At 52.8% G+C, this 16,485-nt stretch carries 14 protein-coding genes; 13 read left to right on the forward strand and 1 reads right to left on the reverse strand.

The annotated features are described in order from the left end of the window. Nucleotides 1-128 precede the first annotated feature (128 nt). The 9 genes from K5554_RS07990 (at nucleotide 129) to K5554_RS08030 (ending at nucleotide 9,683) form a co-directional block, all read left to right on the forward strand. Nucleotides 129-335: a hypothetical protein gene (locus K5554_RS07990; protein WP_221037986.1), complete on the forward strand. Its 207-nt coding sequence runs from the start codon at nucleotides 129-131 to the stop codon at nucleotides 333-335. A gap of 560 nt (nucleotides 336-895) precedes the next feature. Next, nucleotides 896-1,627: a DUF362 domain-containing protein gene (locus K5554_RS07995; RefSeq protein WP_221037987.1), complete on the forward strand. Its 732-nt coding sequence runs from the start codon at nucleotides 896-898 to the stop codon at nucleotides 1,625-1,627. A gap of 2 nt (nucleotides 1,628-1,629) precedes the next feature. After that, nucleotides 1,630-2,256 (forward strand): hypothetical protein, encoded by a 627-nt coding sequence (locus K5554_RS08000; RefSeq protein ID WP_221037988.1) that lies wholly within the window; start codon nucleotides 1,630-1,632, stop codon nucleotides 2,254-2,256. 36 nt (nucleotides 2,257-2,292) lie between these two features. Beyond that, entirely contained in the window at nucleotides 2,293-2,703 is a 411-nt protein-coding gene (locus tag K5554_RS08005) for a 4Fe-4S dicluster domain-containing protein (protein WP_221037989.1), read from the forward strand. 20 nt (nucleotides 2,704-2,723) lie between these two features. Continuing rightward, nucleotides 2,724-4,586: an aldehyde ferredoxin oxidoreductase family protein gene (locus K5554_RS08010; protein ID WP_221037990.1), complete on the forward strand. Its 1,863-nt coding sequence runs from the start codon at nucleotides 2,724-2,726 to the stop codon at nucleotides 4,584-4,586. A 30-nt stretch (nucleotides 4,587-4,616) separates the two neighbouring features. Then, complete coding sequence (locus K5554_RS08015) at nucleotides 4,617-4,907, forward strand: MoaD/ThiS family protein (protein ID WP_221037991.1); 291 nt, start codon at nucleotides 4,617-4,619, stop codon at nucleotides 4,905-4,907. Nucleotides 4,908-6,567: 1,660 nt separating this feature from the next. Continuing rightward, nucleotides 6,568-7,305: a FadR/GntR family transcriptional regulator gene (locus tag K5554_RS08020; RefSeq protein ID WP_221037992.1), complete on the forward strand. Its 738-nt coding sequence runs from the start codon at nucleotides 6,568-6,570 to the stop codon at nucleotides 7,303-7,305. Between the two features lie 73 nt (nucleotides 7,306-7,378). Continuing rightward, nucleotides 7,379-8,545 carry an iron-containing alcohol dehydrogenase gene (locus K5554_RS08025; RefSeq protein WP_221037993.1) on the forward strand — a complete coding sequence of 389 codons (1,167 nt, stop codon included), beginning with the start codon at nucleotides 7,379-7,381 and terminating at the stop codon, nucleotides 8,543-8,545. 82 nt (nucleotides 8,546-8,627) lie between these two features. Beyond that, a complete protein-coding gene (locus K5554_RS08030; RefSeq protein WP_221037994.1) occupies nucleotides 8,628-9,683 on the forward strand; it encodes a DctP family TRAP transporter solute-binding subunit in 1,056 nt (351 codons plus the stop codon). 67 nt (nucleotides 9,684-9,750) lie between these two features. Here K5554_RS08030 and K5554_RS08035 read toward each other — a convergent pair whose 3' ends face one another. Further along, the gene (locus tag K5554_RS08035) at nucleotides 9,751-11,199 is read right to left on the reverse strand and encodes an IS1182 family transposase (RefSeq protein ID WP_221037995.1); all 1,449 of its coding nucleotides are present in this window, start codon (nucleotides 11,197-11,199) and stop codon (nucleotides 9,751-9,753) included. 137 nt (nucleotides 11,200-11,336) lie between these two features. On the opposite strand from K5554_RS08035, the gene K5554_RS08040 reads away from it, so the two are divergent. The 4 genes from K5554_RS08040 to K5554_RS08055 all read left to right on the forward strand — a co-directional run bounded on the left by K5554_RS08040 (nucleotide 11,337) and on the right by K5554_RS08055 (nucleotide 16,219). Beyond that, nucleotides 11,337-11,867 (forward strand): TRAP transporter small permease, encoded by a 531-nt coding sequence (locus tag K5554_RS08040; protein WP_221037996.1) that lies wholly within the window; start codon nucleotides 11,337-11,339, stop codon nucleotides 11,865-11,867. Beyond that, the gene (locus K5554_RS08045) at nucleotides 11,839-13,116 is read left to right on the forward strand and encodes a TRAP transporter large permease (RefSeq protein WP_221037997.1); all 1,278 of its coding nucleotides are present in this window, start codon (nucleotides 11,839-11,841) and stop codon (nucleotides 13,114-13,116) included. The genes K5554_RS08040 and K5554_RS08045 overlap by 29 nt, the downstream gene beginning before the upstream one ends. A gap of 34 nt (nucleotides 13,117-13,150) precedes the next feature. Further along, the gene (locus K5554_RS08050; RefSeq protein ID WP_221037998.1) at nucleotides 13,151-14,137 is read left to right on the forward strand and encodes an NADH:flavin oxidoreductase; all 987 of its coding nucleotides are present in this window, start codon (nucleotides 13,151-13,153) and stop codon (nucleotides 14,135-14,137) included. 231 nt (nucleotides 14,138-14,368) lie between these two features. After that, nucleotides 14,369-16,219 (forward strand): aldehyde ferredoxin oxidoreductase family protein, encoded by a 1,851-nt coding sequence (locus K5554_RS08055; RefSeq protein ID WP_221037999.1) that lies wholly within the window; start codon nucleotides 14,369-14,371, stop codon nucleotides 16,217-16,219. The last annotated feature ends 266 nt before the right edge of the window (nucleotides 16,220-16,485 follow it).

The raw sequence follows: 16,485 nt of genomic DNA on the forward strand, positions 1-16,485 counted from the left end.
AGAAAGTCACAATGGCCCTAGCCCGGGAAGGCATAACCTGTTTCGAGCAGAATAACCCGCTAACGCACTCATGGCCCGCGAAGGGTATCTTTACCGACGAAGCTAAACATTGCCGGGTGGTGTCTGCAATGATTGAATTGACAATTCCCGATAAAATGCTGGAGCGTACTCTAACTACCATCGAAGAGGTTGCACAGCAGATAGACACCGTCTTCTCCTTGGATCTCATTTCGCGCCTGAGGCGCCGAACCCATCGACAGGAGGTAGAGGAGATGCGCGGCCTTGCGTGTACGGCCGTCTTTAACCCTGATCGGGCTGCCCAACTGTTGCAATAGTATGAGCGACAGTAAGCAAGGGATCTTTCTCAGGAGAGGAGAGAGAACACGAAAACTAGCGTATGATCAACCCAACTGCAGCGGGCTGTGTGATGTGTGCTAGCATCTGTTCTTTTAGCCTAAAAGGGTTAGTGCACCCCGGCGGCGCCCCGATCAAGCTCGCTTACGTTAGCCCAACAGATAGCCATGTAATCTACTGCCGTGACAAAACACCCCTTGTGCTCAGGCTTATCCCCAAGGGGCCATCCCAAAGGACGATAAAATAAGACTGGCGCCTAGGTGGCAGAAGCTTCGTGGCTTTTGGATGGAGGCTTATCCCTGTGGCGTCCTTCCACTGAATACTGAATTAGGTAAAGCCGGACACGACCTGTGCCAGGGTGATCCGGCTTATATGAAGCACTGCCCAGCCCAGGCCCTGACGGTGCAAGAAAAGTTGGTTTCTTTACCAAGTCTCCCCTCACGGGTGGTTTCATGATTCTTATGCCGGTGGGGCACTTAGGGGCAGAGCTCAAGTGCTATATGTCTGAGCATCTTAGTAGGCGTCTTGAGGAGGTAAAATAATGCACATAGACCAAGAAAAGTGCATCGGCTGCGGGATTTGTGTTTCGTACTGCCCAGCTAACGCGATAACTGTTGAGAACAGAAAAGCGCGCATTGACGCTGGAAAGTGCCTAGAGTGTGGGACGTGCGGACGTACCAGGGTCGTACGCTGTCCAAGAGGGGCTATAACCGAGGAGGAAACAGTATATCAGCGGCCACGGTCGATAAGAAAGTACTTTAGTGACCCTATGGCCTACCACGTCGAAACCAAAGTGCCGGGGCGGGGAACGGAAGAAGTCAAGACCAATGACGTAACCGGCCGCGTCAGAAGAGGCCAGGTCGGAATTGCCATTGAAATGGGTCGGCCGGTACTTGGGGCCTCCTTTGTCGACATCGAGAAAGTAACTATGGCTCTGGCCAGAGAGGGAATCACGACTTTCGAACGCGATAACCCCCTGACACACCTGATGGCCGATCCTGCGCGAGGCATTTTTACCGAGGAAGCCAAACAGTGCCGGGTTGTATCGGCCATCATAGAATTTACCATTCCCGTAGAGATGCTCGAGCGTACGGTCGCCACTCTAAAAGAGGTAGCGAAGGAAATTGATACTGTGTTTTCACTGGACCTGATTTGTCGGTTGGATGAGAACGGATCTATCCCAGTTATGGCCCAATTAGAGTCTCTAGGAATTAAACCCAGGCTGAACGCCAAGATCAATCTAGGTTTAGGTAAGCCACTTAAGGAGGTTTAACAATGACACATTCCCTGCACAGAACTGGAACTCCGGAAAGCCTGCGGGAGGACTACGTAGTACTGGTCACGCCTGCGGTTGGTATTAACAACCAAGGCAGCCAGGACAAGCTGCGCGAGATTCTCGATTTTATCTTCGATCTGGGGCCGACGAACATTGGCTCTTACGAAACGGGTACCATCTTTTCCGGAGCTACAATCGAAGAAATCAAGGCTAAGCTCAGCGAAACGCCAAGGGTAAGAGTGTGTTTTTCCAGCAAAGAGAAAGTAAAACACCTGATTCAGTTTATTAAGGAGCGTGACTACGGTCTATCGGTAACGGTCAGTGGGCTGATCGATGAAGTCCAAGGCATGGCCCGTGAACTTGGGATTAAGCCGCACTCAGTTAACCTGTCATTGGGAGTGCACGGCAAGGTAGAAGACCTACCCTCTCCCGAGGTCCTGGAGTTCATCACCATGTGCGGCCACGGCATGATCTCTGCCAGCCTGGTGAAAAAGTTGATCGAAGGTGTAAAGGAGGGCCGTTACACGCCGGAAAAGGCGGCTGAAGAAATGGCTCGCCCGTGTGTGTGCGGGATCTTTAATACCGAGCGCGCTGCTAAGCTATTGGCCAAGTATGTTCAAAAGTAGTCGAAAGTAGAAGATACCTGGAAAGGAGAAACGGCGATGAAGTTGGTTTATGACCAGGCTAAGTGCTCCGGCTGCGCCGTATGCGTGAGCGTTTGCTCGTTCTGCCGGAAGGGTTATGTGCGGCCGGTCAATGAAAGCAACGGAAGGATTAAATTCGTTTACGTTAACCCCACGGACAGCTACGTTGTAGTGTGCCATCAGTGCGAGGATGCCGCTTGTGCCAAGGCCTGCCTCCAAGAGGCCATTACCCGCCACAGCGCAACCGGCACCTGGATGGTGCATGTCGAAAAATGCATAGGCTGCGGGTTGTGCGTTGATGCTTGCCCCTACGGTGCCATCTACATTGATGCAGAGAACGGCAAAGCCGACAAGTGCGACTTGTGCCAAGGGGAACCGGCCTGCGTGAAATACTGCGCGGCCCAGGCTCTCAAGTTGGCCGACGAATAAGAAAAAGGGAGGAGCGAACAATGGTAAGCTACGGCGGTTACTGCGGACGTTTGCTGCGCGTTGATCTTACCACGAAAAAAATAAGCACAGAAGTGCTGACCGACGACTTCATCAGGAAGTATGTTGGTTGCAACGGCTTCGGTGCTGCTATACTGTTCAAAGAATTGCCGGCACGAATCGATCCTTTTTCGCCGGCAAATAAGGTTGTGCTGGCCACCGGTCCTCTGACAGGCACGATAGTACCATGTACTCCCAAAGTGGGCATTTTCACCAAGTCACCGCTGACGGGGGGCTTTATGGATTCCTATGCTGGCGGACATTTCGGAGCAGAGCTTAAGTTTGCCGGCTTCGACGGTGTGATTATTGAAGGCGTCAGCGAAAACCCAGTTTGGTTGTACATCCACGACGGTCAGGCAGAACTCCGAGATGCTGGCAAACTGTGGGGCCTTTCGGTTCCTGAGACGGAGGCGGCTGTTCGAGCCGAGCTGAACAACAACGCGGTTCACGTAGCTTCTATTGGACCGGCCGGGGAACGTCTGGTACGTTTCGGCTGCGTCATGGTGGATATGTCGCACGCTGCCGGAAGAGGGGGGGTAGGCGCGGTCCTGGGTAGCAAAAAGCTCAAGGCCATTGTCGTTCATGGCACAAAATACTCAGTGCCGGTGGCCAATGTTGAGGCAACGAAGGCTGTAGCGGATCGTATCTACCAACACATTTCTGAAACGCCCGCGTTACGCGACGGGATGCCCAAATACGGGACCACCGGGGCGCTTAAGGCAAACCAGGCCTCCGGCATTCTTGGAACGCGCAACTGGCAGAGCGAAACGTTCGAGCATGCTTCCAATATCGACGGTGATGCGTGCCTTAAAGAACTCTTTGAGAAAAATCTTGCCTGCTTCCAATGCCCGCTGCGCTGCGTTCACTTTTCCCGGATTAAGGAAGGAAAGTACGCTGGAACAGAAACCATCGGGCCGCAGTACGAAACTATGTACAGCTTAGGCTCGGTGTGCGGAATTGCGGACATCAAAGCCGTGGCCAAGGCTAACGAATACTGCAACGCAATGGGGATGGATACCATTTCGGCCGGTGTTACGGTAGCCTTTGCAATGGAGCTTTATGAACGGGGCATTTTGACGGCGGAAGATTTGGGTGGGCTACAACTTACCTTCGGTAATGATGACGCCCTGCTTGCAGCGCTGGAAAGAATAGTGACTCGTAGCGGCGTGTACCGCACGCTGGGAGAAGGGACTAAGCGTGCCGCTGAAATATTCGGTGGGGAAACTTACAAGTATGCCGTCCACGTCAAAGGCCTTGAGCTGGCGGGTCATAGCGGTCGTGGCTACAAGGGTATGAGCCTTGGCTATGCCACCAGCCCACGCGGAGGAAGCCATCAGGACATGAGGCATCTTCCGGAACGAGCTGGGCAATTCGACAGAAGAGATCCCAACGGGAAGGCGCAGCTCAACTACGATATCACCTCCACAACCACAATCCGCGATACCCTAAACTACTGTGCCATGATAGAAGATGTGATTGGAAGAGTCGGCCTGAACGAACGGCATGCTGAGTTACTGAATACTGTTACCGGACTGAATTTCTCAGTTCAAGACGTACAGCGACTCGCAGATAGGATCTGGAACCTCGAGCGGGCCTTTAACGTCCGCGAGGGTATGAGCCGCAAGGACGACGTTCTTCCTTACCGCTTCATGAACGAGCCCATTCCGGAAGGGCCGTCGCAGGGCATGCACTGTCCGCCCGAAGAACTGGAGAGGATGAAGGACGAGCTCTACAAACTTCGCCGTTGGACACCGGAAGGCATACCGTCTAAGGAATTGCTCCTAGATCTTGGACTCGATGACGTGGCGGCGGAGTTGTGGCCGTAATAGGTCTGCCCGCATGGAGGCGTTTAGGCTATGGATAAACGCTCGGTTAACGTTAAGTTTCTCGGTGAGTTTCGCGACTTAGCTGGCACAGAGCAAATGATGGTCGTATTGGAAAGCAGGCATACCCTGAGAGATCTCATTCACCAATTGTGCAAGTGTGTACCAATGCTGCAGACCCTCCTCTTGAAACCCCGAGAAGAGGGCCTTGCGCCATTCTCCATGATCTTAAATGGAAAAGAGGTGTACTCGCTGGGAGATCTTTCCCAAATAGTTCCGGATGGTAGTGAGGTGACCTTTTTCTTCTGGGGTGTCGGCGGATGATGATGATGGTACTATGAGCTGCGATTTGATGATCACAGGCGTATCGTGCGCATAAGGCATAGACCATACGATCCGAAAGGGCCACCCTTTCACTGAGGGATGGCCTTTTTTCTTCTTCGACAGGCAGGCCCTGCAACCATGCCTCCCCGAAGCCTAACAAATCAAGAAACATGCAGCGCGAAGCGCGGAAAGTGGGACCCGCATAAATCACCGATGTTCTTAACCCGGGCCCTAGTCCAGCCTATAATTGAGGCGAGAACGGGCCGTATAAAAACGAAGGGTGTAGAGTGTAAGTAACTGCCAATAGCACCAAAGATGTAAGCTACTGAAACGTTGTCTTCGGGGTTAATAGTTCCAGGCCCTGGTGTGGCCGAGTTACAGGTACCAAAGCGGCTAGGGTAATACCATGGCAGTGGTTAATAAGTGACGTGGTCAAAGCAAGTTACGCATCGAAGTTGCGAAGGGTAGAGTGAAAAACATCACCTCACAGAGTCATTACTAACGTCAAAACCGCGTACCTTAAGGCCTTGGCAGCAAGCACAGATACCAAGAGCGATGGCCAGATGGGTTTACCAGTTTTACCAGAACTTACATTGGCTTAGAAGGAGCACCTTGCTCTTGTTGAGCAACGGGATGGCGGCAAAGAGTGAGAGTTTTCGTAAGCGGAAAACGGGCGGCCTTAACACGCCGGCGGAGGCTGCTTTTCTCATGCCCTATGATTTCTCGTTCCGTAAGTGCAGCCAGGTAGTCGACGTGCTTCTCATTTCTCTCTACAGCCTCTCTGGCCAGGGATATAGATACAGGCGGGCCATGGCCGGGAGCCTTAGGCGCTTCAAGTTCGCCTCAAGTAAGATATTGCGGTCCATTTACTGTTACTCCCCCAAGAGTACGTTAAAGCGGGCCACGTTAGGTTTTTGCACCGTAGGTGAATGGGGTATGCCTGCCGATCTCTCTGTAGGGCCCACGCGAGCCATTTGGGATAGGACCTCGTGGATGGTGGCAAAGGAGTAACTGCCGGTAGCCAGAGCCTGCTCAATTGCTGTCTTGAGCGTCGGCTCACCGAAGAAGCATTCAAGACAGAAGATATGGACGAACTCACGTGTAGGAACGCGGTAACGAACGAAACCGTGCAGAGCCGCATGCAGAAGAGATTGATCCGCCTGGGCTTACCGTCTTCCGCGAGTGGCCCAGCTTACGGGCGATCTGGTGGATCGACTTTCCTCGCCGCTCATGTAGCCACCGGATATAATCTTCTAGCACCTCTTCTTCCTCCTGTTGCCAAGATTAGTGATCTTAAGCAACAGGATTCGACGTGTTAGGGTGGTCCCCTTTAGCGTTGGCGAAAGGCCGCTAAGTGGTCTTTTTTACATTATCGAAAACAATCCAGCACCCTGTGAACTTCTCCTTTCACAACGCATTTGAGCATTGGTGGCCCACACTTTGGGCCTGTTTTGAAGTGAATGGGTGGTCACTTTAATCAGAATGCACAGTTTTGCATCTAATACCGCTTATAAGAGCTATGAGAAAAAATATTGGCAGAACAAGAGGAATATGAGGAGGCGTGTCGAACACTATGATTGTCGGACAAGGCTACAACCAGACATGTTTTTCCAAAAAGACAATTGTTCTCTAGAATGAACATATGTTTGGAGGAATCTTTTTGGATGTAATTAAAAGGATAACCGTACGCGACTCGTTAATTGGCTACTTTCAAAACCAACTCCTGCGGGGGAAACTGAGTCCGGGAGATAAGTTGCCGACAGAAAAAGAACTGTCTGAGTCCCTACGTGTTGGACGTGCTTCTATTAGAGAAGCATTGTCAGCTCTTACCTTTATGGGCATTTTGAAAAAAACACCGGAAGGAACTTTTGTAAATGACAAACCTGGGAAACTTCCCGCGTTGACCGTCTTAAGTGCCTCGCTTATCTACGGGAGTAGTGATTACCAGCTTTATGAGGCCCGCAAGATTATAGAGGTGGGAATCGCTGGGTTGGCAGCGGAGCGTGCAACAAGGGAGAAAGTTGCCAGGTTGGAACAGAGTATCGAGACGTTACGCACTCTTATCGGGCAGGGCAAAGAATTTTTCGACGAGGACGTTAGATTCCATCTTGGCATAGTCGAGATGACCGGTAACAAGATCCTTTACAGCTTGATGGAAACGATGAGCGAACTCATTGCGGCGCAAATGAGCGAGAAGATAGCAATTATCGCCAAGGAGAAAGGGCTTTCCTACGCGATGGCTATAGAATACCACCATACCGAAGCTATTAAAGAACATTCAAGAATATTAGACGACCTTAAGCGAGGTGATTGTGAGGCGGCTCAGAGGAGCATGTTTTTTCACTTGCACCATTGGCAGAAGTACTGCCGGCCCGTTGGGCACCAATGTACAAAGTGAGTTGGGGGGTGGGGAAAAAGAGCCAAGTGGCATGAGCTACTGTCTTTACGCAGTAAGAGGAGGGTATAGGCTTATGACCGGTATCCGCGAGTTTACCGTACCCACCAAGGTTAGGTATGGTTTCGGAGCTGCGAAGACAATCGGTGCATTGTCAAAAGAGGTCGGCAGCAGGAGTGCCCTCATAGTTACCGATCCCGGCTTAGTCAAGGCCGGTTTGTTGAGAACTATTAGCTCCATGCTGGAAGAAGAAGGTATTACGTTCAGCTGCTATGATCAGGTAGAACCAAACCCTTCCATAGAAAACGTTGAGGCCTGCTTTGCTATCTATCAGCAGTATAAGCCTGACGTGGTAATTGGCCTGGGAGGCGGGAGCTCCATTGACACGGCGAAGGCCGTTGCCGTGCTTGCCACCAACGGTGGTCACATTGTCGACTACGAGGGCTATAACAAAGTAACGAGGCCGAAGAAGACGGTCATAGCCATTCCCACGACCGCCGGGACCGGTAGTGAAGTCACGGCGTCGTCTGTGATTACAGACCGGCAGCGGCAGATCAAGATGGCAGTCATTAGTTTCAACGTTATACCTGAGTACGCGCTGGTCGATCCAGAACTGACTCTATCCGTTCCCCCGGCTCTTACGGCATCTACTGGAATGGATGCCCTAACCCACGCCATAGAGTCTTATGTTTCCAAGGAAGCTATTCCGCAGTCAGAAGCTTTTGCCCTGCACGCCATCAGGCTCATCAGCCGCAGCCTTCGCCGCGCCGTCTTCGACGGTGACAGCCGGGAGGCCCGCGGCGACATGATGATGGGTAGTCTTCTTGCAGGCATGGCTTTCGCTGTCTCTAAACTTGGAAACGTACATGCCATGGCGCACCCGTTGGGTGGCGTTTTCAACATACCTCACGGCATTGCCAATGCTGTCCTCCTTCCGTACGTCATGAAGTTTAATGCCCTGGCTTGCCCGGAGAAATTTGCCGACATCGCGGCCGCTATGGGAGCCGATGTGACAGGGCTGACACCGCGGGAGGCGGCGCTCAAAGCGGTGGCGCTTGTCCGTGAGCTGAACGCGGATATCGGTATCCCGGATAACCTTGGTTGCCTTGGCGTGACGACAGCGGCTCTGGACAAGCTCTGCGAGGACACCATGCGCAGCGGAAACGTTTTGATTAACCCTCGCAAGACTACGGTTCAGGACATCCGTAAACTGTATCAGGACGCGATAGCCGGGGCTTTCTAAGCAGAAACGTTGGCAAGCTGCGCTAAGCTGGTTTTTACGAGTAAGAAGCTTAAGTTTTAGAACACATGAAGGAGGGTTTAGGGTGAAAAAATTCTGCGCTTTCATAGTAGTGGCTGTGCTCATCATATCGTTGCTTTCCGGTTGCGGTGGGGGGCGGCAAGCTCAACCGCAAGGAGGCTCCGGTACGGCACCATCCCAGGATACGATTACCATTAAGCTAGCCCACGCTTCTCCAGCTACCAACGACCGTCTTGAGGCTTCGTGCCAGGAATTTGCTAAAGCGGTAAAGGAAAAGACAAACGGTAAAATCATCGTACAGACGTACCCGGCTTCCCAGCTGGGTGGAGAGCGGGAAGAGCTCGAAGGCGTGCAGATGGGTACGATCGAGATGGCGGCCCTGAGCAGCGGCCCCTTCCCGGGCATTTTCCCGGACATCATGGTATTTGACATGCCTTACCTGTTCTTCTCACGCGAAGCGGCCTTTAAAGTGCTGGACGGCCCGGTGGGGCAGGAGATCCTCGACCGCCTGCTGCAAAAGACCGGCATCCGGGCTCTCGCTTGGGGCGAGAACGGCTTCCGCCACTTTACCAATAACGTCCGCCCCATACTTAAGCCAGAAGACCTAAAGGGCCTCAAGATCCGCACTATGGAAAACCCGGCGCACATGGCTATCGTCCGCACTCTGGGCGGCGACCCCACGCCCATGGCGTTTGGCGAGGTTTACACGGCCCTGGCCCAAAAGACTGTGGATGGCCAGGAAAACCCGGTTTCGCTGATAACCTCGATGAAGTTCCACGAAGTGCAGAAGTACTGCACGTTGGACGGTCACGTGTATAACCCCTACCTCCTAATCATCAATGACAAGTTTTTCCAGTCACTAGATGCGGATTCCCAGAAGGCGTTGCAGGAAGCAGCGGCGCTCTGGAGGGACGTCGAGCGGAAGCTGAACGAAGAGCAGGTACAGGCCGGTGTGAAACTGATGAAGGACGCCGGCGTGCAGGTTGATGAATTGACAACGGAACAGAAGGAAGTATTCCGCAAAGCGACTCAGCCCGTGTACGACGAGTTTGCCAAACAGCTTGACCCCGCCTTGATGGAGAAAGTACTGAAAGCGGCTCAGGAGGCTAACGGAATTTAGTCTTCAGCTTTCAACCGGGAGGGAGGAGATACCTCCTCCCTGAGATTGCTGACAAACCCCTGCAACGTCAAGCGGTGCAGGGGTTTAATCTTAATATCGGGCTTATGAAGGAGAAGAGATGCTGTAAAAGTTGATGTAGGCGAGAACTAGGAGATGGTCCTTGTCCCTGTTTCCACAAGAAGAGGGCCATCTTTTTCATGTTCTGGCAAGCGGCCGTAAGGAGGCACTGCTCTGTGACTTTGCTGCGCCCCCGCATACGGCAATATCTTAGACCATGCAGTTCTTTAGAATCTGCGAAGCTTCTTTCAATGGTTAGCTTCCTTCGCCGGTATAGTTCTTTCCCGCGCACGCTAAGACGATTTTCCCTTATCCATTCCTTATCGTCTTCCCAAACATGTCTGGTTAAAACTTTAGTATGGTTTTTGGAATGTGTACAACGGCTTAGCATTGGGCACTTTTTACATACTTCGGGGTCAGATTTATACTCCCGGTACCCTTCACGATTGGTTGTGCGATAGGTGAGGACGCTACCGGCAGGACAGGTGTAGTGATCCTGTTCAGGATCATATTTGTACTGCCACTTGTGAAAGACCCCTTTCTTAGGACGGAACCTCCTATGAGCGATGACAGCATAAATTCCTTTTTGCCTTAGACCATGGGCAATAGGATTAGTGAGATAGCCTGCATCAAGCGCCACAGCCTCGACTTTAAAACCAAAGCGATGGATTTGCCTGTCAAGTCGACTGAGATAGGGAACAGAATCATGGACATTCCCAGCGGTTACATAAGAGTCTGTGATTAGGTTCAACTTCCCGTCTACAGTTCTATGTTCCAGGTAAAAGAATCCCCGTGGCTTACCTTCCCGTACCATATGCCCGCTTTCGGGGTCAGTTGTACTGATTCGGGTTTGCCTTGTTTCGGGAGGTTCTTTTCCCTTATCCTTTAACGGCTTCTTCCCATGTTCTAAACGGTCATCCTCTACTGCTTTGTCCAGTTCCTCTACGTAGTCCTTTGTTGACTTGGCTACTTTTTCAATGGTGAATTTGCTTTTGCTGGCGTTTGCTTTTAGGAACGTAGAGTCGGAAAACAATTCTTTCCCGTCGATCAGCCCTTTGGACATTGCCTGAAATACTATCTCGTCAAATATCTGCTGGAATACATCTGTTCCATTGAACCGCCGACGTCGATTCTGGCTTATGGTGGAGTGATGGGGTACTAGATCTGAAAGAGAAAGCCCTAGGAACCAGCGATAGGCCACGTTAACTTTGATCTCTTCAACCAAACGACGCTCTGAACGTATCCCATAAATGTAACCAATGAACAACATCTTAAAGAGAATCACCGGATCAATACACGGCCGACCGTTATCCTCACAATATAAGTTCTTGGTCTTCTCTGTGATAAACCCAAAATCTATGTACTTGGTGATCTTTCGAAGTAGATGGTCCTTGGGAACCAGGTCTTCTATGTTAACGAATTCATAGCTCAGTTGTTGGGTTTTACGAGTTCTAAACATCTATCTTGCTTTCACTCCTTTTTCTATTGACTACATTAATATAGTATTCGACAAAAAGAGGCTGCTGACCTTCTTTGTCAACAGCCTCAGGGAGGAGATACCTCCTCCCTCTTATGTTCAAGGAGGAAAAAGAGACCATGTCATTCGCTGATCGGGTAGACAAAGTGATGACCGTCGTGGAAAAATCTGTGGTGGCCATCTGCCTTGCGCTCATGATGTGTATCGTTTTTTACGGGGTTGTCAACCGGTTTATTGTCAAACGCTCCCTGCAGTGGTCCGAAGAATTGTCGCGGTACCTGACCATTTGGGCCACGTACGTCGGCGCGAGCCTCGGGGTGCGCTGGGGGTCTCATATCGGCGTAGAGGCTTTTGTCAATCTCCTACCGAAAAAGGCCCGCAGCTGTGTTAACCTGGTCACTTACCTTGCCTGCCTGGCCTTTGTCGCCTTTGTAACGGTGACCGGTTTTCAGTTTACCGAGAAGCTCCTGACCACCCAACAGCTCTCCCCGGCCATGCGGATTCCGATGGCGTGGGCTTATGCCGGGGTTCCTGTCGGTGCGCTTTTCATGGGCGTGCGTTACTTGATGCTTGTTGTCCAGGATGTCGGCGTAATTTTCAAAGGGAAGGAAGAGTCAACCGATGGCGAATGCCCTACTCTTAACGTTTAGCCTTCTCGTTATCGCCAACGTCCCGATTGGTATTTGCCTTGGCTTGGCCACCACGGTGGCGTTGCTTTCAGCAGGCGGCAAGGTACCCCTAATTCTGGTGGCGCAAAGGATGTTTACCGGGCTCGACTCCTTCCCTCTTCTGGCAATTCCCCTCTTCATGATAGCCGGCAAGGTAATGGAGCGAGGCGGAATCTCGCGCCGTCTCGTCGACCTGGCTGCTCAGGTCGTCGGGTGGTTACCCGGAGGTTTTGCCATGGTTTCAGTCCTGGCGTGCATGTTCTTTGCCGCCATCTCCGGCTCGGCCCCGGCGACCGTGGCCGCCATCGGTAGCATCATGGTTCCCGCAATGGTTGAAGCAGGTTACGACCGCGCTTTTGCAGCAGGCCTGTTGGCTTCCGCTGGGACCATCGGTGTCATCATTCCCCCAAGCATTCCCTTTGTCACGTACGGCATCACCATGAACACCTCGATTGGAGATCTTTTTTTGGCGGGATTCATCCCGGGCACCATCATGGGGCTTTCCCTCATGATTTACTCTTACTACGTTGCCAAGAAGCGCGGTTACCAGGCTTCGATAAAACCTACCTTCAAAGGTTTTCTTACCGCTTTCAAGGACGCGATCTGGGGACTCCTTATGCCGATCATCATCCTAGGCGGTATCTACGGCGGGGTGTTTACGCCGACAGAGGCAGCCGGCATCGCGTGCGTTTATGGTTTAATCGTTGGTCTTTTCGTTTACAGGGTCCTCAAGTTCAATGAGCTACCTAGAGTCTTTTACGAGGCTGGGGTCACTTCCGCAATGGTGATGCTCATCATTGCTACGGCTACTGCCATGGGGTGGGTGATGACCACCGAGCAGGTTCCGACGAAACTGGCCCAAAGCATGGCTCCTTTGGCGACCAACCCGGTAATTCTCTTGCTCGTTATTAACATCATCCTGCTCATTACTGGTTGCTTAATGGAGCTGAACGCGGCCATCGTGATTCTGGGCCCGATCTTCCTTCCGCTTGTGACGAAAGCAAACATTGATCTTATTCACTTTGGGATAATCATGGTCGTTAACATGACCATCGGCCTCTTGACGCCGCCGCTCGGGGTCAACCTGTTTGTGGCCTGCGGACTCGACCGCTTGGTGACCTTCAACAAGCTCGTCAAAGCCGTTCTGCCGATGTTGACCATTCTTATCATCAACCTTATGCTCTTCACCTATTTGCCGCAGCTCTCCCTGTTGCTACCCAAGCTTTTGTAGTGAGAAAATTGGCTCGGGAAAGGGAAATTAGGACATGGCAATGCTATTTGAACCGATAACTATAAAGGGAATTCACCTGCGGAATCGACTTGTCTTTCCTCCCATGGGCACTTATCTGGCGACGGCTGATGGAGGAGTAACGCAAGAGCACCGAGAGCATTATCTGGCTCGGGCTCAGGCCGGGGTAGGCCTCATAGTTCTTGAGCATGCCTTCATCACACCGCAGGGGAAGGCCCGATCAAACCAGCTGGGGATTGACAGCGACGCCAAGATTCCAGGACTGGCTGCACTGGTCGGGGTTTTGCACCAGGCCGGGGCCAAGGTGGTGGCACAGCTAAATCATGCAGGAAGCAACACTAGAGCTGAGCTTATCGGGGCGCAACCTTTGGGCGCGTCTGCGGTTGAGCATCCAAAAAGCCACACGGTACCCAGGGAAATGGAAATGCAGGATATAGAGAGCGTCATTAATTCCTTTGCTAAGGCGGCTCTCCGAGCGCAGGCTGCTGGCTGCGATGGAGTGGAAATTCACTGTTGCCACGGTTACCTCCTGAACCAATTTCTGTCACCCATAACGAATCGAAGGCAAGATAGGTATGGGAGAGATTTGGAGGGGCGCATGCGCCTTCCCTTAGAAATAGTGAAGGCAGTCCGCCGTGTAGTGGGCCCCGACTACCTACTCCTTTTTCGCTTAGCAGGCGATGATATGTTGCCGGGCGGGGTTACCCTTGCCGAGTCCAAGCTTGTCGCTAGAGAAGCAGTTGCTGCCGGTGTCGATGTTCTTGACATCTCGGGAGGACTGGGGGGGTATAGCCCAGAAGGTGCCGGGCCAGCTTACTTTTTGCCCCTGGCGAGTGCGATCAAGCAGGTAGTCTCTGTTCCAGTGATCTGTACTGGTGGTATCAGAGAACCGCACCTGGCCGATGGCATTGTGCGCGATGGTAAAGCGGACCTCATCGGTGTTGGAAGGGCTCAGTTTGCTGATCCGCAGTGGGCGGTCAAGGCCAGGAAGATTCTTGAATAGTAAAGCGAACGTACAGTATCACATTCCTGATAGGCTCGTCAGCTTGTTTGACCCTGAGGCTGAAAGAGAACGAGCCTTAGGAACGCAGAGTTAGCAGTATCCACAGACCGTGAGTTTTACAGCAAAGACAAGGAGTGGCTGGAGTCTTCGCTCTGGTTCAAGACCGCCTACAGAAACGCGTGTTGGTTATAAGGTTCCAGCAAGCAGTTTTTCAGGGGAGGGGTCTTGCGAATGCCTTATGGGTACATGGGAAAACTTTTGCGTGTTGATCTTACGCAAAAGAAAACATGCGTAGAGGACCTGGACTCGGCGGTTGCGCGCAAATACATTGGAGGGAGCGGGCTTGCGGCCAAGTATCTGTACGAGGAGACGGACGGCAGCACTGACCCGCTCGGGCCGGATAACCTACTTGTTTTCATGACGGGACCATTCACCGGCACTGTGGTGCCGAACTCGGGCAGGCACGCTGTGGCGGCTAAGTCGCCTCTTACCGGAATTTGGGCTGAAGGGGATGCCGGCGGAACTTGGGGAGTAATGCTGAAGCGGGCTGGTTTTGACGGTATTCTGATTAGAGGCAAGGCCACAGAACCCGTGTACCTTTGGGTTCACGAACAGGGCGTCGAGATCCGTCCGGCTGAGCACCTTTGGGGTAAGGACACTTTTGAGGTGGCGGACTTGATTAAAGCCGAAACGCATCCCAAGGCAGTTGTAAGCTCCATCGGCCAGGCAGGGGAAAACCTCGTCAGGATTGCTGTAATTATGAGTGATGGACGTGAGGGCCGTACAGCCGGGCGGGGCGGTTTAGGGGCTGTCATGGGATCCAAGAACCTCAAGGCAGTCGCAGTGTACGGCACTAAACGCCCAATGGCGGCAAAAGAAGAAGACCTCAAAACGTTTACCAAAGAGATGGTCACTGCCATACGAGACCGGACTCAGGGAATGAGCCGTTTTGGAACAGCCGGCGGCCTCCAGGCCATGGAGGAGCTGGGCGACCTGCCCATCCGCAACTGGTGTCAGGGCAGTTGGCCGGAAGGAGCAGCTAAGATTGGCGGCCAGCGTATGGCCGAGAGCATTCTGACGCGGAATTACCACTGTGGAGCCTGTGTTATCGGTTGCGGCCGGGTAGTCAAGCTAGGCCGCGGGGAGTACGCCGGAGTCGAACAGGGTGGACCGGAGTACGAAACCCTGGCTTCACTTGGCGCCCTCTGCCTGGTGGATGACCTGGAAGCTGTAGCCCTGGCCAATGAATACTGCAACCGTTCCGGGCTGGACACCATCTCCACCGGCTCCGCCATCGCTTTTGCCATGGAGTGCTGGGAGCATGGCCTGATAACTGCGAAAGATACCGACGGGCTCAAGCTCGAGTGGGGAAGCGCTGAGGCAATGCTGACGCTGGTGCAGGCCATTGCCCGGCGCGAGGGGCTCGGCCGGCTGTTGGCGGACGGAGTCCGAGCGGCCGCCCAGGCTTTGGGTCCCCGGGCGGAGGAATACGCCATTCATGTCAAGGGCCTGGAATTTCCCGCGCATGACCCGCGTGCCTATAACAGCGTGGCGGTCGGGTATGCTACCTCGAACAGGGGAGCATGCCACCTGCAGGGCTTCACCCATATGTTCGAAAAGAGCGTCACCATGCCCGAGCTCGGCTACGACGAGATCCAGGATCGGTTCGGCGTTGAGGGCAAGGGTGAGCTGACGGCCAAGTGCCAAGACCTTATGTGCCTGATGGACGCACTAAAAATGTGCAAGTTCTCTTTGTCGGGCGGGGTGAAGGTCACCCACATGATCAAATGGCTCAATTACGTAACTGGTTGGGATGTTTCGCTACAGGAATTCCTCAAGACAGGGGAGCGCATCTTTAACCTAAAGCGCCTGTATAACGTGCGCTGCGGCATAAGCCGTAAGGACGACATCTTGCCGCCCCGCATTCTGACCCACAAACGCGGCAGTGGTGGTGCAGCCGATAATCTGCCGCCTTTAGGCAAGATGTTGAGCGAGTACTACACGTGGCGAGGCTGGAGCGAAGAGGGCATCCCAACACATGCCAAGCTGCGCGAGCTCGGTTTGGAGGAGTATATCAGTTAGCTACAAGGAGCCGCTCCTGCGCTGTTTGTGCGGGGGCGGCTCCTTGATTCGCGGTAGCATACATATGGAGCTTCTTGACAAAAGGTTTCATGAAGCGCTCGTCGTCGGGGCTGGTCTTCACCAGGGTCGGAGCTTGGCGAAGACCAGCCCCATATTAGTATAATATTGCCACATTTAGATAGCAATAGAATAGTCCGTCAGCGGCTCCCGGATATGCTAAAATGACATTAAGAACAGAGCTCCGACTGGATGCAGAGGCGACATAG

Source organism: Gelria sp. Kuro-4, assembly GCF_019668485.1.
GTDB lineage: Bacteria > Bacillota > DTU030 > DUMP01 > DUMP01 > DUMP01.